We start from the raw sequence: 19,310 nt of genomic DNA, 5'->3' as shown, positions 1-19,310 counted from the left end.
TATGACATTTGAAGAGAAATTACAGGCATATGCAGAGCTTGCAGTAAAAGTTGGTGTGAACATCCAACCAGGTCAGTACTTATTAGTCAATACATCTGTGGATGCTTTAGATTTTGCCCGTTTAGTTGTAAAAGAGGCTTATAAGGCTGGAGCAGGCCGTGTTCATGTAAATTTTTCCGATGATGAATTGGATCGTGCTTATTTTGAGCATGCTTCCGATGAGGAATTTAATCGCTTCCCTGAATGGGTTGTGAAAATGCGTGATGAACTGATTGAACGTAAAGGAGCTCTTTTATGGATTGATGCAGCAGATCCTGATAAGCTAACAGGAATTCCAGCAGACAGACTAGCAACACATCAAAAAGTATCAGGGGCAGCATTGAAAAACTATCGCAATGCAGTCATGAAGGATTTAATTGCTTGGTCCATTGTAGCAGTTCCTTCAGCTAAATGGGCAGCAAAGGTTTTCCCTCAATTAACAGAGGAGCAGCAAGTACCTGCATTATGGGAAGCTATCTTTAAAACGGTTCATATTGGAGAAGGCAATGCAGTTGATAATTGGCGTCAGCATGTAGCTAATTTAGAATCTCGTGCACAGCTTTTAAATAATAAAAAGTATGCAAAGCTTCACTATACAGCACCTGGTACAGATTTAACAATCGCTTTAGCACCACAACATAAATGGCTAACTGGTGGTAGTAAAACACCAGAAGATAATGTCTTTGTGGCCAATATGCCAACAGAAGAAGTTTATACACTGCCAATGAAACAAGGTGTAAACGGTTATGTTAGTAATACGAAGCCATTAGTCTATCAGGGCAATATCATCGATGGCTTTAAATTAACATTTGAAGAGGGCAAAATTATTCAGGCAGAGGCTGAAGTAGGACATGATTTATTGCAAGAGCTTATTCAAGTGGATGAAGGCTCGAGCTACTTAGGTGAAGTAGCACTTGTCCCACACGAGTCACCAATTTCAGCTTCGGAGATTTTATATTTCAATACGCTGTTTGATGAAAATGCTTCAAACCATTTAGCTATTGGTGAGGCATATCCGACTTGCTTAGAGGGTGGTAGAGACCTAGAAAACGGTCAACTTGAAGCATTGGGTGCCAATATTTCTGTGACACACGAAGACTTCATGATTGGCAGTGGTGAAATGGACATCGATGGTATTTTACCAGATGGTACGGTTGAGCCAATTTTCCGCAAGGGTAGCTGGGCTTTTTAATTTTTAGTCAATAAGAAAAGAGGGAAGCAGATGAAACGATTATGTAGCTTGCTAGGTATGACAGTATTATTCATGACAATTTGGGTTTCATCTGCTTTTGCTCAAAAAGAAACCTATGTGGCTATTGGCGATTCCTTAGCAGCAGGTCAAACACCCTACAAAGAAATTGATGTAGGGTATAGTGATTTGATTGCCATGAAATTAAGTTCCATTGGTCAATTATCATTTTATACAAAAGAACTTGCTTTTCCTGGCTTTACTACGGCAGATGTATTAGAACGAATACGATCTGAGGAAGCGCAAAATTTATTAGCAAATGCGACACTTATTACAATTTCGGCAGGGGCTAATGATTTATTACGTCTTGTCCAGGTAAACCCAAATGCAGGGACCTTAGCTTTTTCACAGCTTCAGGCAGATTACGCTTTAAATTTGGCTAGAAAAAATATGATATCGATTTTGGATGAATTAGAAGAACGTGCGCCTAAAGCAAAAATCTATGTCATAGGGTATTATTTTGCGTATCCAACAGTTCATCCGACGCAAAAAGAAGGAACAAACACCCAGTTAGTTAGATTAAATACGATTTTACAACAACAAGCAGAGCAAGCTGGCGCAGCTTATATAAATGTCTATGATGCCTTTGGATTGAATGCAACCAACTACTTACCAAATAGTGCCGATGTTCATCCAAATATTGAAGGCTATCGACAAATGGCTAACTCATTTTTACAGATTTATAGTGGGAGAGATGCTTTAAACATCTCTTCAGCAGAATTGCCAGAGCCAAATCCCAAATCATTTGAGGAAATCCTAAAGCAACAATCATCAGCGAAGCCTCGGAAGCAAAATGTGGCACAACATCAATCTCCTCGTATGACTTACGTAATTCAGGGATTCCCAGGATATAAGGCATTTATCAAATACATCTAAATAATCGATATCTAAGGCATCTTACCTATTAAGATGCTTTTTTCTATGAAAACCAATTTTGGCTAGAACTACTAAACCTTTAGTGTGCACTAGATGGGGAATAGTCATGCTAAAATATAGAGAAGACTAGGAGGTACTAGAATGAAAATATTTCATACAGCAGATTGGCATTTAGGAAAGCTTGTTCAAGGTGTCTATATGACAGAAGATCAACATTATATTCTTCAACAATTTATACAAGCGATAGATGAGGAAAAACCAGATGTAATTATCATCGCAGGTGATTTATATGACCGTTCGATGCCTCCTATTGAGGCAGTTAATTTACTAAATGATGTATTAGCGAAAATAGTATTAGAAAAGAAGATTCCTGTTCTAGCAGTGGCGGGAAATCATGATAGTGCAGGTCGTTTAAATTTTGGTAGTCGTTTAATGCGTGATAGTGGTTTATATATTAAGGGCCAATTTACAAAAAATCATGCACCTATTGCTTTGAATGATCAACATGGAGAAGTACATTTTCATTTAGTGCCCTATACGGAGCCAGCTGCTATTCGCAACATCTTTGAAGATGAGTCAATCCGTTCTCATCATGACGCCATGCGAAAAATTATTGAGCATATCACAGAAGACATGGACACAAGTAAGCGTCATGTTTTTGTTGGACATGCTTTTGTGACGAAGTATGGTGAGGAGGAAGCAAATACTAGTGATTCCGAGCGACCACTTTCCATTGGAGGCTCAGATTGTGTGAATGCAGCTTTATTCAAACCTTTTCACTATACGGCTCTTGGGCACTTACATAAGGCACATTTTGTTTTAAACGAAACTATACGTTATGCCGGCTCTATCTTAAAATACTCGTTATCTGAGCATTTACATGAGAAAGGTTTTTTAATCATCGAATTAGACGAGCAAGGTAACACCACAGTAAGTAAAAGAAAGCTTGTGCCAAGAAGAGATCTACGAGTAGTAGAAGGTCAATTAGAGGAGTTATTAACGCTCACACCAAGTGAGGATTATGTATTTGTTAGATTGACGGATAAACTATCTGTGACTTCACCAATGGAACGTATTCGTAGTGTATTTCCGCACGCTATGCATGTGGAGCGGAAGGTACTAAGACAAGATATGCCACGTGAACTACAAGTAGTAGAAGCTGAAAAACTAGAGGATATTGATTTATTCCGTTCATTCTTCACTGATATTATTGGCATTCAGCCTGATGAAGATACGGAACGCCTATTCACAGAGATGTTACAGGAGTTATTAGATGAGGAGCGAGAGACTGTAAAATGAAGCCATTAAAGTTAACAATTACTGCGTTTGGTCCATATAAAGACACGGAAGTAATTGATTTTCAAGAGCTAGGGGAGCATCGATTGTTTGCCATTTCTGGAAAAACTGGTGCAGGTAAAACAACCATTTTCGATGCTATTTGCTATGCTCTTTACGGATCAGGTAGTGGGGAGGATCGACAGGATACAGCTTTACTAAGAAGCGGTTTTGCACATGATGAAGTTTATACAGCTGTAGAACTCGTCTTTGAAATGCATGGAAAAGTCTATCAAATAGTACGACAGCCAGGTCATATTAAAGAAAAAAATAAAACGGTTACTGGAAAGAAAGTAGAGTTAGCAGAAGTAAAAGAGGGAAAGCTGGATTATAGCATTGTAGAGAAACAGCAAACGCTTGAAGTCGATAAGAAATTGCAGGAAATTATAGGTCTCACAAAAGATCAATTTAGCCAAATTGTCATGTTACCTCAAGGTGAATTTAGAAAACTATTAACCTCTGATTCAACAAATAAAGAAGTAATTTTACGGAAAATCTTTAAAACAGATCGTTTCGGTGTCATGGCAAAAAAGCTTGATGCCAAGCGTAAAGAAGCAGAAAGGGATCTTGAACGTGCCAAACAATTAAAAGAACATTTACTTGGTCAAATTGTGGGCGCCTTACCACAGCGTTCTTCCGCTTTATTCACATTGATTGCTGATAATACGGAAAATTTACATCAACTAACAGAGGCACTTGATGAGGAGCTTAGCTACTATAAGAAATGTGGAGAAAATGAACAGTCATACTATGAAGAAGCATATAGCCTTCATCAAAAAGAGCAGGAATATTATCGCTTAGCAAAAACGCTAAATGAGCAATTTGATGAACAAGCTACTCGACAGCAACGGCTGCAAATGCTTTTACAACAGCAGGATTTATACCAAGCAAAGGAGAAGGAGATTGCTTTAGCAGAACAAGCAGAGCGACTTGTGCTACTCGAACAACAATGCAAGGATTTACGTGCTGAACTGAATGTAAAAGAACTAGCTTTTCAACAAGCAAAGGTTAAGCAACAGCAGTCACAAGAAAAGTTGCAAGACGCACAAGAAAAATATGAGATAGAGCAGGCTAAAGAATCTGAACGACAGCAAGTCTTACAGCAGGAAATGCAGATGCTAGCGCTATTGCCGAAATTTGAAGCCTATGAAAACAATATACAGCAGCTGCAAATAGCGGAGCAATATGCTGAAAATGCAAAACGAGCAGTAAATGATAACCTCAAACTTTTGGAAAATGAACAAGAGCAATTCCAGCATTTTTCTCAATCGTTAGAAGGCTATGAAAAACAGGTTGAACCCTATGAAAGCTATTTAGAGCAATTACCGAAACTACGGGAACAAGTTGCTTTAATCAAGCAAGCGGAGAAATATAAATATGCCGTAGAGTTAGCTAAGCAGGATGTAGTTGCTTCAGACAGTCTCTATCAAGATAGTAAAGAGGCTCTTCAACTTTTGCAGCAACGGTGGCTGACGAGTCAAGTTAGTATTTTAGCAGAACAGCTGAAGGAAGGAGAAGCCTGTCCTGTTTGTGGTAGTATGACACATCAGAAAGCGCACAATGAACAACTGGAAGTTATTGAGCTTGCTCAAGTGGAAGCATTAAGAGCGAAGGCATCATCAGACGAGCGTAAGTATTTAGAGAAAGAGGCATTTTTAGCATCAGCGCAGCAACTTCTTCAAGATACATGGCAACAACTTGAGGCACAGCATATTAAACAAGAAGACCAATCACAGATCACCGCTACTTTACATGAAGTGGAACAAGAGATTGCTGCATTAAAAATTATTCAACATCAATTAGCTGATGTGCGATTGAAAATAAAGCATCAGCATGAGCGAATAGAACAGCTACGAAATAAACATATGAAGCTAGAGCAATATTTAGCAGAGCAGATAAAAGAATGGACAAAATTACAAGCGGTTGTAGACGAACAACTTAAGCAGATGCCCCCTAATTTACCAACTTTACAGCAATTAAAGCAACAACTGAATGAAGTTAGAAAACAGAAAGAAGAGCTTCAAAAAAGTTGGCAAGTGAGTCAGGAAAATTTGCATGCAGCAAAGGAAACAGCTAGCAATGCAACACTAACTGTAGAAATTGCCAAACAGTCCTTTGAGGAATTACAGCTTAAAATGAATGAAAAGCTTCAGCAATTTACAGCAAATATGCAAGAATTAGGTTTCGAAAGCTATGAGGCTTATGCTACTGCTAAACGGAGTGCCATACAATTAGATGCACTTCGAAAAGCATGCAGTGACTATGCTTTACAAGTACACACGTTGCAAATCCAGATTACCGAAGGGGCTACCTATCTTCAAGGGAAAGAGAAGCAAGATTTAGAGGCGCTTGAAGCAAGAGTAGAACAGCATCGAATTTCCTATGAGGAAGCATTTAAACGTTTGCAACAGATGAATGGCTTTATACAAGCATGCCAAGGCTTTAGTGAAAGGGTGGAAGAAATAGCGAAAGAGCTTCATTTACTTGAACAAGAAGCAGGGCGAGTAAAGGAGCTCTATGGATTATTAAATGGACAAAACTCGAAAAAGCTATCCTTTGAGCGGTATATACAAATTAACTACTTAGATCAAATTACAGAAGCTGCCAATATACGTCTGTATCATTTATCAAACGGTCAATTCGAGCTTAGACGTTCAGATAGATTAGAAAAGCATGCGAAGCAAAGTGGCCTTGGTCTTGATGTTTATGATGCTTATACGGATCAATTACGAGATGTCAAAACTTTATCAGGTGGCGAAAAATTTAATGCTTCATTGAGCCTTGCATTGGGGATGGCAGATGTGATTCAAAGCTTCCAAGGTAATATTCATATTGAAACGATGTTTATTGATGAGGGCTTTGGCTCACTCGATGAGGAATCACTAAATAAAGCAATTGATACATTAATTGATTTACAGGATTCTGGTCGTATGATTGGCGTTATTTCTCATGTGCCTGAATTGAAATCTGCGATGCCAGCAGTTTTACACGTGGAAAAAACATTGAATGGCCATAGTCAAACCCATTTTGAAGTGAAATAAAACGAAGGCGTATAGGAATACGCCTTCGTTTTATTTTTTTCGAGTGGTGGTATTAGGTGTTGTGCCCTTTTTTGCAGCCATTACTTTTTTTACGATAGGAATAACAATAGGTGCTAACTTGACGGCAGTTTTTACAACGTTTGATACTTTCATCCCAAAACAGCTCCTTTTACAATTACTACTACCTGTTTCACTTAAAAATAAAACATTAACGGATAACACGAACAGCCTGAATTATATTCCAAATCACAATACCTAGTGAGACGAGAGCATAGATGGCGAATGAAGCAAACCAAATAATCATCACCGTCTTGTTATTGGAGGTTGGATCTAAACTAAATGTAGAAAAAACAAAGACAATAAAGAATAGAATGCCAAAAACAAAAGGTATTAAATGAGAGACAAGTGCACGAATCGAATGGCTTTTTACATCACTGTCTTTTGTCACAAAATATACAATTAATGGAACGATAAAAGGGGCGAAGAAAATACTAAGATAACTAAAGGCAGCTAAAATTTTTTGATTCTCCATAGTTGTACCTCCTTTTTAAATATTTACGCATGAAAAACAGCAAAGTTTCAAAAAAATGATGTATGGAAGGTTGTAATCCTTCAATCCTTTGCGTACAATGAGATTGTTCAAATAAATTCAGATGTAACGACCACAAGGGGAGCTGATGATGTCAGCTGAGACTGGGCACGTAATGCCTTGACTCTTCGAACCTGTAAGTTAACGCTTGCGTAGGGATGTGGATAGAAACCGACACTTGTACGATGTGAGGCTCTGTCCTGACATCGTTTTTTCGTCCTTAAAGGAAAAAAGGTGTCAGAAAGAGACATATCAGCGCTTTTCTATTCCTGCTCTTGTATCCTACATCGGAACAAAGGAGAGAATATGTATGGACAAAAAAAGACTATTAATGCTAGTGGAGATTGCGATTTTTGCAGCGATTGGTCTCGTACTGGATCAGGTTTCCTTTAAAGTATGGGCACAAGGCGGCTCAGTTAGTCTTGTTATGGTACCAATTATGTTAATAGCATTTCGCTGGGGCTTAGTAGCTGGGCTAACAACTGGATTACTCGTAGGTGTAATGCAAACCATGTTTGGTGCTACGATTGTGCACTGGCTACAAGGATTCTTGGATTATGGAGTTGCTTTTACAGTTGTAGGATTAGCGGCGGTTGTTCGTGGACCAGTGTTAGACGCTGCTAAACATATGAACAAAACAAAAATGGCACTTTATATAATCATAGGTACCGTTTTCGCAGGCTTCTTACGATACACAGCACATACAATTGCTGGTGCTGTATTTTTTGCCGAATATGCCGGTGACCAAAATGCATGGATCTATTCCATCATCTACAATGGTACATATATGCTACCAGCAACCATTTTAACGGCAATCGTTGGTGTTCTTTTATTCACAGCCGCTCCACAATTAATGCAAAGAAAAGCTTAATGCAAGTCCCTTCACATGAGTGGAGGGGCTTTTTTATCGTGAATAGCTCTTTTAGCACTTTGCAAAGTAGGAAAGCATACAATATTTAAAGCGTTTATCGTTATACGCATAAAAAGTTATGTTATATTAAAGAATAGATATTAGATGAAAGGGACGTTATACATGATTGTAAAAACGCAAGAAGAGATTGAAGCTTTTAAAAAAATAGGACGCATTTGTGCTGAAATTCGCGAAGCGATGAAAGCTGCAACAAAGCCAGGAGTTACAACACTTGAGCTTGATGAAATTGCTGGTCGCATGTTTGCAGAGGCTGGCGCTATTTCAGGACCAAAGGGAGAATATGATTTTCCAGGGTATACATGTATTAGTGTCAATGAAGAAGTAGCACATGGTATTCCAGGAAAGCGTGTTATTCAAGAAGGAGATATCGTAAATATTGATGTTTCTGGTTCTTTAAATGGCTATTTTGCTGACACAGGTATTTCATTTGTTGTGGGTGATGGCTATGAGGACAAAGAAAAGCTTTGCCGTGTTGCTAAAAGTGCCTTTGATCGAGCAATGACAAAAGTAAAGGCTGGATCTAAATTAAATCAAATTGGTAAAGCTGTTGAACGCGAGGCAAATGCTAATGGGTTAACTGTTATTATGAATTTAACAGGTCATGGCTTAGGTCAATCTTTACATGATGAACCAAACCATATTTTAAATTATTACGATGCATGGGATTCTACTATTATGAAAGAAGGTATGGTCCTTGCGGTTGAGCCATTTATCTCAGCAAATGCAGAGCATATCGTAGAAGCAGGTGATGGCTGGACATTCGTGACACCTGATAAATCACTTGTAGCTCAAATCGAACATTCAGTCATTGTAACAAAAGATAAACCAATTATCTTAACGTCATTAGACGAAGAATAGGATGCAATGAAAAAATCCTGCTAACCAAATTATTTTTGGTAGGCAGGATTTTTTTTAATAAATAAAATGCCAACAAAGAGAACACCGCATAAAAATAAAGCGGCTGTAGTGACAAGTAGCTCATCAAAACCATTATGTATGGCGATTCCAATATAAGCCCAAATAAAAACACTTGGATACATAACATCAAAGTGATGGAAACGGATATGTAGCGCAATGGCTCCTCCTAAAGTAAGTAAAATCACTGCCCAAAGAGGCGTACTAAGACCAAAGCCGTTCCAACCATAAGCCGTTAACGTAAAGCTTGTATTTGTGATAAAAATAAATGTCATCCATGCTAAATAAATAGAGAAAGGAATACGACCAAACAAGGATTTGTTCTGAAGAGGGTACGTATTATACAACATAAACAAATACAAGACTAAGAGTAATGTAATGCCAAGAGAAACAATAAATAACTCATGGTGCCAGACATATATCATTAATGCTTGTAATATATTTATGCAACTAAAAAGCGCAGACTGTTTCAAAGTTGTCTTTTTCATGTTCATAACTAACCAATAACCGAGTAAAAAATAAATGACAATCCAAATTACATGACTTACACTAACTGGTGCAAATACTACAGAAAAACGATTAGCGATTTCTAGCGAAGATTGACCGTTGATGTTCACGAAAAAGGATGAAAAGGTTAGGATGATTGAGACAAGATAAGAGATTGTCATCATGATAAACCGAGGCATGTTTTCCTCTCCCTTCGTGTTAGATTGTATAGGGAAAAGACAAATAAGTATAGTACTGTCACTTTTTTTATTATAACGGAAATTTCCAACAATGTATCGTGTTGTTTTACTATTAATACCTACAATTTACCATGTCTGATAGGCATCCATATATTTCTTTAGTACAATAAGAATAGCCAAATAAAAGGAGTGAAGTTTCATGACACAAAATTTGAAGAATCTAGATCTAACTGTTGAACTAGACAAAAAGATGTATAAAAAGAAATTAAAAGTACTCCAATATGAAATGTTGAATGCACAACAATTTTTATTAAAAAACAAGATTGGCTTGATCTTGGTATTCGAAGGAATGGATGCGGCTGGTAAAGGTGGCGCTATTAAACGATTAATCGAACGTGTCGATCCCCGCGGTTATGTTGTACATCCTATTTCTGCCCCTCAAGCTCATGAATTACGCTACAATTATTTACAACGATTTTGGAGAAAATTGCCTCAACATGGGCAAATCGCTATTTTTGATCGCTCGTGGTATGGTCGCGTATTAGTAGAACGCATCGAAGGATTCGCAACAAAGGATGAATGGTCTCGTGCTTATGAAGAAATTAATAATTTCGAGAAGATTTTAACTGCAGGAGATTACATAATTATTAAGTTCTGGCTTCATGTTTCAGATGAGGAGCAATTAAAACGCTTTAAAGAACGTGAACAAAACCCTTACAAATCTTGGAAGTTAACAGCCGAGGATTGGCGCAATCGAGATAAAACACCTCAGTATATTGATGCAGCAAATGCGATGTTTGAAAAGACAGATAAAAAAGATGCACCATGGATCTTAGTCGCTGGAGATGACAAAAAGTATGCACGTGTTCAGGTGCTACAGGAAACTATTGCACACATTGAACGAGAGGCTCAAAGACGTGGTCTTCATTTAACAAATGTATTAGACAATACACAACTAGAAGATGCTGATTCCTCCAGCTTAGAAATAGTAAACGAGAAAAAGAAAGAACAAAAAACTAAATAATTAAATTGTGCTGCTATGACAATAAGACATAAGCTGTTTTGGTTGTAGCAGCCTGTTTTTTTACATACAATGAAATATAAATAGAGTTTATAGCCAATGTAACAAAGAGAAATGTATTGATTTTTATTGGAAGGCTAGTGTGGAGAAATGTTGCTTAAAATTTGGAATCTATTAAGAAAAAAGGGTGGGAATGTGGTAACAATAAAGGGGGAAAAATGCTACATCCGCACATTCCAAGAAAAAGATGCACGAAGTTTAACGGGCCTCGTAAGCCGTAATAAATACTTTTGGTCTATTTATGAGCCACTTCAAAGACCTGAATACTATACAGTCGATGCTCAATACAAAAAAATTCAAGAAAGCCTCTATTTAATGGAGTCAAAGCGTGAATTTACTTTTGGTATTTTTGAGCATGGTACAAATAATCTAATAGGGCATATTGCACTTTATGCTGTCAAACGCTTACCATACTCGAGTGCATTTGTTGGCTATGCGATGGATGAGATTTATGTTGGAAAGGGCATTGTCACAGAAGCTGTGAATATGGTGGTCCGATTTGCATTTGAACAAATTGGTCTGCATCGTGTAGAGGCCTATGTATCGACACAAAATACTGCCTCCATGCGTGTATTAGAGAAGGCTGGATTCCAGCAGGAGGGTCTGCTAAGAAAGCTACTGTATATCAATGGTCATTGGATAGATCACTATATGTATGCACGTTTAGAGGATGAATAGAATAATAAGTGCCTATCTTCCACATAGTGAGGATAGGCACTTGTTCTTTTATTAATGTATCAAGAAATAATTTTATTGTTTATTTCCATCTTCAATTAAATCTAGATGACCTGTATTTGGATCAATTATTAAACCATGGACAGGTACGTCTTTTACCATTAATGGGTGATTACGAATTGTATCGACACTTTTCTTAACACTTGTTGCTACATCACCGAAACCTCGTAAAAATTCCTTTAAATCAAAACCAGAATATTCCAACATTTTAATTGTTTCTGGATCTATGCCTCGTTGTACCATTTCGCTAAGCATGGCATCAGGATCAACCGCACTCATACCACAGTCATAATGACCAACAACATACACTTCATCAGCTTGTAGGCCATAGACAGCGACTAATAAACTACGCATAACTGCACCGAAAGGATGGCTCACTAACGCACCAGCACTTTTCACTATTTTTACATCGCCATTACGCAAATTCATCGCTTTTGGTAAAAGCTCTACAAGACGAGTATCCATACAAGATAAAACAACAATACGTTTATCAGGATATTTCGTAGTGATGAATGGCTCATATTTTTTTTCTTGTACAAACTCTTTGTTAAATTCTAGAATATCTTGTAACATTGTCATGAATATTGCTCCCTTCCTTACAAAAAATATTGTAGAGCAAAATTTTCAATATGCAAACAATAAAGACTTTATTCAGATAATTTTTACAATAAAGGAGCAGTTTCTTACGCTTTAGTAGATGAAATAACTTGTAAGCTATAAAAAAACAGCTACTTATAATAGTAGCTGTTTTTTACACATTAAAATTTTTCGTTTGGCTTTGGATCTACAGTTACTGAAGACTTGCTATCTAAACCAACTTGTAGGTAGTGGATGAAGAATCCCGTTGAAATTAATAAAACTGCTGAAAAGCCAAGAACAGTTGTAATGAACATTATTAGAGCTCCTCTCTACTTAAATGATCTACTAAAATTCCCTAAAACAATTATACAATAGGTTACTAGGAAAATCTAAGGATAATTTATGACAACCTTAACATACTTAGCCTAGAATACTATTAGTAGGAATGGATTATTTAGAAAGCCCAATTTCCATCACGGAATATTGGGTCTATTTGATCATCATGTGTTATTCCATCTATATTCATTTTGGTAGAGCCAATCATAAAGTCTACATGTGTCAAGCTTTGATTGAGACCATGCGCACTTAGTTCCTCAGAAGTCATTTCTTTGCCGCCCTCAATGCAAAAAGCATAGGCACTACCAATGGCAAAATGATTGGATGCATTTTCATCAAACAATGTATTGTAAAATAATAGGTCAGATTGTGAAATAGGTGATTGATGTGGTACTAATGCTATTTCACCAAGGTAATGAGCACCTTCATCTGTTTCAATAAGAGAAGCTAAAATTTCTTGGCCTTGCTCCGCCTTGACGTCAATGATTCGACCATCTTTAAATGTTAATGTGAAATTATCTATAATATTGCCGCCATAGCTTAAAGGCTTAGTGCTTGATACATAACCATTAACACCTGTTTTTAGCGGTGCTGTAAAAATTTCTTCCGTTGGCATATTGGCCATAAATGTTTGACCTTGTGTACTTATGCTACTACCCCCTGTCCACACATGGTGTGGAGGCAGCTCAATTGTTAAATCTGTGCCTGGCGCAGTATAGTGTAGTGACTTAAATTGCTTTGCATTTAAATAATCAGCTTTGCTATGTAATTCCTGATCATGGGCATGCCAAGCTTCAACAGGATTTTCAAGGTCTATACGTGTGGCTGCAAAGATAGCTTCCCATAATGCATCCATTTGCTGTTCTTCTGGAAGGTGAGGAAAGACCTTTGCTGCCCAAGCTTTAGATGGAGCAGCAATGACAGACCAGCTAAACTTATCTGCTTGTAACCATTGATAATAGTTGGCAAGTGCTTGGCCAGATGCTTTTTGGAATGCCATGATTCTATCACGCTCAATACCTTTTAATAGATCTGGATTTTGTGAGCTAATGCTTAAGAAAGCTGCACCATGTTCAGCTAACCATTCACGTTCCTGCACTTTCCAAGGTGGGAAGAAATCAAATGAGTCTTTTGGTGCCCCTTCATAGCGAGCGCGTACAAGTTCATCATCGGATATATCGACAAAAACTTGTTTTGCACCATTTTTATAGGCGATTTTAGTAATTATTTGTGCGAGTTTTAGGTTATCAGTCGAACAGCTTATATAAAGATACTGATCTTTTTGGATATTTACTCCTACTTTCACCGCTAACTCGGCATATTTTAGTAATTTTGTGTCAAACGATAATAACAAAATCATATCCCCTTTCAATTTAAGACAGTTAAGTGTAATATTCTTAATTCAATATAATCAAAAATGGTCGAAATGTGAATAAAAAGCATTAATTACATCGAAAAATATATGAAATACATTTATACTAGGAATATATATATTTAAAATATGGAAAAAAAGACGAAATAACATTAGATAGTAGATTTGGAGGTTCTAGAATGGATAAGTCGTCGATTATAGGGTTAATACTTGCTTTAGTAGCACTATTAACAGGGATGGTAATGAAGGGTGTAAGTTTATCAGCATTTTATAACCCTGCAGCTATCCTAATTATCATTTTTGGTACTATTTCCGCAGTAACAATTGCCTTTCCTATGCAGGAGTTAAAGCGTGTGCCGAAGCTATTTAAAATTCTTTTTAAAGAAACAAAATTAGCAAATGATATAGAGATTATTAAAATGTTTTCACAATGGGCTGACTTAGCTCGTCGTGAAGGGCTATTAGCACTTGAAAGTAAGGCCTCAGAGATTGAAGATCCATTTTTAAAAAATGGCCTTACATTAGCAATTGATGGTCAAAATGCTGACTACATACGTGATGTCCTAACAGAAGAAGTAGAAGCAATGGAAGAACGTCATACTAGTGGAGCAGCTATTTTTACACAAGCAGGTACATATGCACCTACTTTAGGGGTTCTTGGTGCAGTAGTTGGGTTAATCGCCGCATTGGCTGATATGAATGATATCGAAAAGCTAGGACATGCTATTTCAGCTGCATTCATGGCTACATTACTCGGTATCTTTACAGGGTATGTTTTATGGCATCCATTTGCGAACAAGCTAAAACGTAAATCTGCTTTAGAGGTAAAACAAAAGAGAATGATGATTGAGGGTATCCTTTCAGTATTAGAAGGGGAGGCTCCACGTGTAATTGAACAGAAACTATCATCATACTTAACGATGGAAGAACGTCGTCAAATTTCTGGTGAAAGCGGGGCGGGTGGCCTTGGCAAAGAAAGCTAAGAAAAAAAAGCATGATGAACATATTGATGAATCTTGGTTAGTGCCATACGCAGATATTTTAACTTTGCTGCTAGCCGTATTCATTATTTTGTTTGCCTCAAGTTCAGTCGATCAAGAAAAGCTAGAAAGAATGTCGGCAGTTTTTAATCAAGTCTTTGATGGTGGAACTAGTTTTCTAGAGCAACCTGCTCCAGTGCCTACTCCGAATGCAGATAGCGACCAAACGCCACAGCAAAACTCTGCCTATTTAAAGGATCAACAGGAGTTAGCTGAAATAAAAGATAGTGTCGATAATTTTATTGCAGTCAATGAAATGGAAGATCAGTTTGCCACAGAAATGACGGATGAAGGGTTGCTTGTAACAATCCGTGATAGTATTTTATTCGATCCAGGGCAGGCAACAGTTAAACCTGAGTACGTCCCTATTGCCAAAGAGCTATCAACTATGCTGGAATCTGATCCAGCTCGAAATATTGTCATCACAGGTCATACAGATAATGTGCCAGCAGGTCCGAATTTTACATCGAATTTTCAGTTATCTGTAATGCGTGCAACTAAATTTTTAGAACTGCTTATTGAAAGTAATGACAAATTAGATCCTACGCGCTTTAGTGCAAAAGGAAACGGTGAGTATCGTGCAATTGCACCAAATGACACAGCCGAAGGACGCGCAAAGAATCGTCGTGTAGAAGTATTAATTCAACCATTAGTTACTGAGGATGGTTCAGAAACTTAGAGTACACAGTAATAAAAAGCTATTAGCAACAGACAAATGTCTTAGGCTAATAGCTTTTCGTTTTACCTATTTTCGTAAAGATCCTAATTCAGCAACAATCGCTTGCATTTCGCTTGGACTAAAAGTTTCTCTTTTCATAACCATTTCATATAGATACACTAAATCTTCATAATTTGCTTCATCGAAGTTTTCTGATTTCATTGCATCGACATTCACCATACGAAGCTTGTCCTTCATTTGATCAACCATATACATAACGTTTTCTTTAGATGGAACTGATAAATCCATTTTTTACCCTACCTTTCGTAATCCTCGCACATATCATTTCATTGAATAAAAAAAATGTCAACTCCGTATTTGGGCATTGCTTTAAAAATAGACTGTTATTGGGTAGAATAAGTGCAGAAGACTGTTTATTTATGAAATAATAGGGAATATGCAACTATACAAGCAGGGGGTTTTAATATGGGTCAAAGTAAATTATTAGCATCTATTGTAGCAGGAGCAGCAGTAGGAGCAGCATTAAGTATGTTAGATCGCGCTACACGAGAAAAAACAATTGCCTCAACTAAAAAGATGAAGGAAGCCGTCTCATATTATGCAGCAAATCGAGAAGAATTGCAGGTGTTGGTAGAGGAAAAGGTACTCGCGGCAAAGGTGCTTTGTGAAAGTGTGTCAGATAATGTCAACACTATTGCTGAAAAGGTGGATGAATTTAAGGATTTACCTTCCACGATACAGGGAATGATTGAAGATACGAAATCAGCCTTTACTTTACCTCATAAGGAGTAAAGGTCGTTTTAGGAGGAATTGTATGGAAAAGAATAAAGCAACATTGCATAACGCTTTTGGGTTTGTAAAATCGTTTGTCTCTCCAGAGGAGGGAGCGATTGATATTATGACATCCAAAGGCTTTATCCAAGATTTAATAGGTCGGCTCAAGCGTGTTGAAATATCTGCGCTTGCTGCACAATTGGCTTATTTCTTTTTACTATCGTTCTTCCCCTTACTTATTTTCTTGGTGACACTATTACCATATCTTAACTTAGAAACCACTCAGGTCTATTCATTTTTAGTGAATATCTTACCTGATGAAGTGTATAAGCTTATTGAAAATACACTGAATGAAATTTTAACTAATCGCAACAGTAGTTTACTGTCCATTGGGGTTTTAGGTACTATTTGGTCTGCATCTAAAGGCATTAATGCATTACTTCGTGCTTTAAATAAAGCCTATGATACAGAAGGGAGAGCAGGCATATTAGATAGGGGTTTATCACTTGTTTTTACAATCGCTCTCGTTATTGTTATTGCCGTTGCGCTCTTATTACCGGTCTTTGGTCAGCAAATTGGGCATTTCCTATTCTCGATCGTCGGAATAGAGGAGCAATTTGAATCTGTTTGGCATAGATTAAGATGGTCAATCCCGCCATTATTGATTTTCATCGTATTAATGGGCATTTACTGGTTTGTGCCAAATACAAGTCCTCGTTTGAAAATAATGGGCGTATGGCCAGGAGCGTTATTTGCCACGCTTGCTTGGTTAGCAGTCACATATGGTTTCTCTTTTTATATTAATAATTTTGCAAATTATTCTGCTACATACGGTAGTATTGGTGGCGTCATTATTTTAATGCTCTGGTTATATTTTACGGGAATCATTTTAATCTTTGGTGGCGTATTAAATGCTACAATGCAGAAAAGAGCACTTCAAAAGGAAATTCGTCGATAATGAAATGATCATTCATTAACAAGAGCCTCGCTAAACTCCTAAAGAGTAGCGAGGCTCATTTTACTTGATTTTACCTGATTAAATGCATCAAATATTCAATAAAAGCCTCAGCGCATGTCGCAGGAAGAGTAGCTTCAAGCAAGCTGACGCAATTATGCTGAGGTTTAATTGATGTTAAACATTTTTATTGAGCATACGTAAACCATTTAGAATAACTAGAATTGTACTACCTTCATGACCGATTACGCCTAAAGGCAAGTCGACAACTTGTAAAAAGTTAGAGGCGATTAATAAGACAATAACCCCGATAGAAAAGAAAATATTTTGTTTCACAATACGTTGCATTTTGCGTGATAAACGAACAGCATAGGCGATTTTTGATAAGTCATTTTTCATTAGCACGACATCCGCTGTTTCAAGCGCCACGTCTGTGCCTTCACCCATCGCTATGCCAGTAGTTGCTGTAGCCAATGCAGGGGCATCATTAATACCGTCGCCGACCATGCCAACAAATTGATGCTGTGTAAGTAGGCGTTTCATTTCAGTTACCTTCGTTTCTGGCAAACATTCTGCGACGAATTCAGTAACGCCAGCCTCCTTCGCGATAACTTTGGCTGTTTTTTCGTTGTCGCCTGTAAGCATCACCACTTGAATACCAAGCTCTTTTAATAATGTAACAGCTTTCTTAGCTTCGGAGCGTACAGTATCTTTTAATGCTGTTAATGCAACAATACCGTGTTGATCACGAATGAAAATAACTGTTTTTCCCTCTGCTGCAAGTTTAGTTACAGCATTATTTGCAAAATTGTTAGCAAGTTGCACATCAACAAATTCTGGTTTGCCTACTTGATACTCCTTGTTTTGAATCGTTCCTTTAATACCCCAGCCAGGAATATCTTCAATAGTTGCTTGTGGTAGTATGTCGATTCCTTCAACCTTAGCATAGGAGGTAATCGCTTGGGCAAGGGGATGATTGGATTGAGATTCAATTCCTGCAAGAATTGCTAAAGCCGTATCACGTTCTACTCCATCACGGACAATAAAATCTGTAACAACTGGTTTTCCTTGCGTTAAAGTACCTGTTTTATCGACAGCCAATGCACGTAACACACTAAGATGCTCTAAATGTAAACCACCTTTAAATAGCACACCATTTTTTGCACCATTTGATATAGTAGCGAGTGTTGCAGGCATAATGGAAGCAACGAGTGCACAAGGTGAAGCAACCACTAATAACACCATTGCTCGGTAAAAGGTTGTTGTCCAGTCCCAGCCGAGTAAGAAGTGAGGAAGAACCATCATAATGGCAACACCAAGTAAAACAAATTTTACATAAGTCCCTTCAAACTTTTCGATGAATTGTTGAGAGGGGGATTTTTCACTTTGGGCACTTTGAACGAGCTGTATAATTTTTTGGAAAAGGGTCTCTGAATTCGCCTTTGTCATTTCCATAGTAATAGCACCATTTAAGTTGACTGTGCCTGCAAAAACTTCGTCCCCTTCGCTTTTTGAGATTGGCAGTGGCTCTCCGCTAATAGCTGACTCATCAATAGAAGATTGGCCTTTAAAAATAATGCCGTCTGCTGGAATTCGTTCACCCGGTTTAATCAATAAATGATCCCCGATTTGTAATGTGGAAACTGATACTTTCAAAGGCTCAAATCCGCCACGCACTAACCAGGCTTCTTCGGGCTGTAAATTCATAAGGGCAGATATTTCGCGATGACTTTTATTCATCGCATACGTTTCAAGTGCACCACTTACTGCAAAAATAAATATTAGAATGGCTCCCTCTGTCCAATAGCCAATTGCAGCTGAGCCAATTGCAGCTAATACCATCAACAGCTCAACATTTAGCTTTCGCTCTACTATGGTCTCTTCAATGCCTTCTTTTGCTTTCGCGAAACCACCTACACAAAAGGCAATTAAATATAGTAGAACAGAAGCCGTTGTTTGTCCATTTGTGTCTAAACGCCATGCTAGTAAGATGAAAATTCCAGCCATTAATGCGGCAATTAGTTCTGCATGTTCTTTTATTTTCTCAATTACTCTTATATTTTCTCGATTAGAGTATTCCATCTCTATCCCTCCTGAT

The 19,310-nt window shown here is 37.6% G+C and carries 20 protein-coding genes and 1 riboswitch; of the genes, 12 read left to right on the top strand and 8 right to left on the bottom strand.

The genetic code is table 11. The annotated features are described in order from the left end of the window. The first annotated feature begins 1 nt into the window (after nucleotide 1). The 4 genes from NP781_RS19125 to NP781_RS19110 all read left to right on the top strand — a co-directional run bounded on the left by NP781_RS19125 (nucleotide 2) and on the right by NP781_RS19110 (nucleotide 6,540). The gene (locus NP781_RS19125; RefSeq protein ID WP_257520608.1) at nucleotides 2–1,231 is read left to right on the top strand and encodes an aminopeptidase; all 1,230 of its coding nucleotides are present in this window, start codon (nucleotides 2–4) and stop codon (nucleotides 1,229–1,231) included. Nucleotides 1,232–1,261: 30 nt separating this feature from the next. After that, a complete protein-coding gene (locus NP781_RS19120; RefSeq protein ID WP_257520607.1) occupies nucleotides 1,262–2,164 on the top strand; it encodes a GDSL-type esterase/lipase family protein in 903 nt (300 codons plus the stop codon). 141 nt (nucleotides 2,165–2,305) lie between these two features. After that, entirely contained in the window at nucleotides 2,306–3,463 is a 1,158-nt protein-coding gene (locus NP781_RS19115) for an exonuclease SbcCD subunit D (RefSeq protein ID WP_257520606.1), read from the top strand. Then, entirely contained in the window at nucleotides 3,460–6,540 is a 3,081-nt protein-coding gene (locus NP781_RS19110; protein ID WP_257520605.1) for an AAA family ATPase, read from the top strand. Before NP781_RS19115 ends, NP781_RS19110 begins: the two co-directional genes overlap by 4 nt. Before the next feature lie 30 nt (nucleotides 6,541–6,570). Here NP781_RS19110 and NP781_RS19105 read toward each other — a convergent pair whose 3' ends face one another. After that, nucleotides 6,571–6,693, bottom strand: a complete 123-nt coding sequence (locus NP781_RS19105; protein ID WP_255601705.1) for a hypothetical protein — start codon at nucleotides 6,691–6,693, stop codon at nucleotides 6,571–6,573. 55 nt (nucleotides 6,694–6,748) lie between these two features. Beyond that, nucleotides 6,749–7,072 carry a magnetosome magnetite crystal formation protein family gene (locus NP781_RS19100; RefSeq protein ID WP_009371560.1) on the bottom strand — a complete coding sequence of 108 codons (324 nt, stop codon included), beginning with the start codon at nucleotides 7,070–7,072 and terminating at the stop codon, nucleotides 6,749–6,751. Nucleotides 7,073–7,197: 125 nt separating this feature from the next. Continuing rightward, nucleotides 7,198–7,305: riboswitch (TPP riboswitch) on the top strand. Nucleotides 7,306–7,439: 134 nt separating this feature from the next. Between NP781_RS19100 and thiT the strand changes: the two genes are divergently transcribed. Continuing rightward, complete coding sequence (gene thiT / locus NP781_RS19095; RefSeq protein ID WP_009371558.1) at nucleotides 7,440–8,000, top strand: energy-coupled thiamine transporter ThiT; 561 nt, start codon at nucleotides 7,440–7,442, stop codon at nucleotides 7,998–8,000. 162 nt (nucleotides 8,001–8,162) lie between these two features. Next, nucleotides 8,163–8,918 carry a type I methionyl aminopeptidase gene (map, locus tag NP781_RS19090; protein ID WP_004225600.1) on the top strand — a complete coding sequence of 252 codons (756 nt, stop codon included), beginning with the start codon at nucleotides 8,163–8,165 and terminating at the stop codon, nucleotides 8,916–8,918. A gap of 29 nt (nucleotides 8,919–8,947) precedes the next feature. On the opposite strand, the gene NP781_RS19085 is transcribed toward map, so the two are convergent. Continuing rightward, nucleotides 8,948–9,661, bottom strand: a complete 714-nt coding sequence (locus tag NP781_RS19085) for a TspO-related membrane protein (protein ID WP_221682821.1) — start codon at nucleotides 9,659–9,661, stop codon at nucleotides 8,948–8,950. A 199-nt stretch (nucleotides 9,662–9,860) separates the two neighbouring features. Here NP781_RS19085 and NP781_RS19080 point away from each other — a divergent pair, with 199 nt between their 5' ends. Further along, complete coding sequence (locus NP781_RS19080; RefSeq protein ID WP_004225596.1) at nucleotides 9,861–10,685, top strand: polyphosphate kinase 2 family protein; 825 nt, start codon at nucleotides 9,861–9,863, stop codon at nucleotides 10,683–10,685. 147 nt (nucleotides 10,686–10,832) lie between these two features. After that, nucleotides 10,833–11,420, top strand: a complete 588-nt coding sequence (locus NP781_RS19075) for a GNAT family N-acetyltransferase (RefSeq protein WP_221682822.1) — start codon at nucleotides 10,833–10,835, stop codon at nucleotides 11,418–11,420. Between the two features lie 72 nt (nucleotides 11,421–11,492). Here the strand turns inward: NP781_RS19075 and NP781_RS19070 are convergent, their stop codons facing one another. The 3 genes from NP781_RS19070 to NP781_RS19060 all read right to left on the bottom strand — a co-directional run bounded on the left by NP781_RS19070 (nucleotide 11,493) and on the right by NP781_RS19060 (nucleotide 13,752). Continuing rightward, nucleotides 11,493–12,056: a beta-class carbonic anhydrase gene (locus tag NP781_RS19070; protein WP_004225593.1), complete on the bottom strand. Its 564-nt coding sequence runs from the start codon at nucleotides 12,054–12,056 to the stop codon at nucleotides 11,493–11,495. A gap of 179 nt (nucleotides 12,057–12,235) precedes the next feature. Further along, nucleotides 12,236–12,370: a hypothetical protein gene (locus NP781_RS19065; protein ID WP_004225590.1), complete on the bottom strand. Its 135-nt coding sequence runs from the start codon at nucleotides 12,368–12,370 to the stop codon at nucleotides 12,236–12,238. Nucleotides 12,371–12,510: 140 nt separating this feature from the next. Then, nucleotides 12,511–13,752, bottom strand: coding sequence for an aminopeptidase (locus tag NP781_RS19060; RefSeq protein ID WP_221682823.1), 1,242 nt, complete (start codon nucleotides 13,750–13,752; stop codon nucleotides 12,511–12,513). A gap of 191 nt (nucleotides 13,753–13,943) precedes the next feature. Here NP781_RS19060 and motA point away from each other — a divergent pair, with 191 nt between their 5' ends. Together motA and motB are read left to right on the top strand one after the other, a co-directional pair. Further along, entirely contained in the window at nucleotides 13,944–14,747 is an 804-nt protein-coding gene (motA, locus tag NP781_RS19055; protein WP_004225583.1) for a flagellar motor stator protein MotA, read from the top strand. Next, nucleotides 14,731–15,483: a flagellar motor protein MotB gene (gene motB / locus NP781_RS19050; protein WP_004225581.1), complete on the top strand. Its 753-nt coding sequence runs from the start codon at nucleotides 14,731–14,733 to the stop codon at nucleotides 15,481–15,483. The genes motA and motB overlap by 17 nt, the downstream gene beginning before the upstream one ends. 66 nt (nucleotides 15,484–15,549) lie before the next feature. Here motB and NP781_RS19045 read toward each other — a convergent pair whose 3' ends face one another. Next, on the bottom strand, nucleotides 15,550–15,771 hold the full coding sequence (locus NP781_RS19045) for a DUF1128 domain-containing protein (protein ID WP_004225580.1): 222 nt from the start codon (nucleotides 15,769–15,771) through the stop codon (nucleotides 15,550–15,552). Nucleotides 15,772–15,948: 177 nt separating this feature from the next. Between NP781_RS19045 and NP781_RS19040 the strand changes: the two genes are divergently transcribed. Together NP781_RS19040 and NP781_RS19035 are read left to right on the top strand one after the other, a co-directional pair. Beyond that, nucleotides 15,949–16,275, top strand: a complete 327-nt coding sequence (locus NP781_RS19040; protein ID WP_004225578.1) for a hypothetical protein — start codon at nucleotides 15,949–15,951, stop codon at nucleotides 16,273–16,275. Nucleotides 16,276–16,297: 22 nt separating this feature from the next. Beyond that, a complete protein-coding gene (locus NP781_RS19035) occupies nucleotides 16,298–17,215 on the top strand; it encodes a YihY/virulence factor BrkB family protein (RefSeq protein WP_004225576.1) in 918 nt (305 codons plus the stop codon). Nucleotides 17,216–17,389: 174 nt separating this feature from the next. Here the strand turns inward: NP781_RS19035 and NP781_RS19030 are convergent, their stop codons facing one another. Then, a complete protein-coding gene (locus tag NP781_RS19030) occupies nucleotides 17,390–19,294 on the bottom strand; it encodes a heavy metal translocating P-type ATPase (RefSeq protein WP_257520604.1) in 1,905 nt (634 codons plus the stop codon). Between the last annotated feature and the right edge of the window lie 16 nt (nucleotides 19,295–19,310).

Origin of the sequence: Lysinibacillus sp. FN11 (genome assembly GCF_024628845.1) — a bacterium.
In the GTDB taxonomy this organism is placed as follows: domain Bacteria; phylum Bacillota; class Bacilli; order Bacillales_A; family Planococcaceae; genus Lysinibacillus; species Lysinibacillus capsici.
Note: the sequence above shows the minus strand (reverse complement) of the source record. Positions and strands in the feature narration are given on the sequence as shown.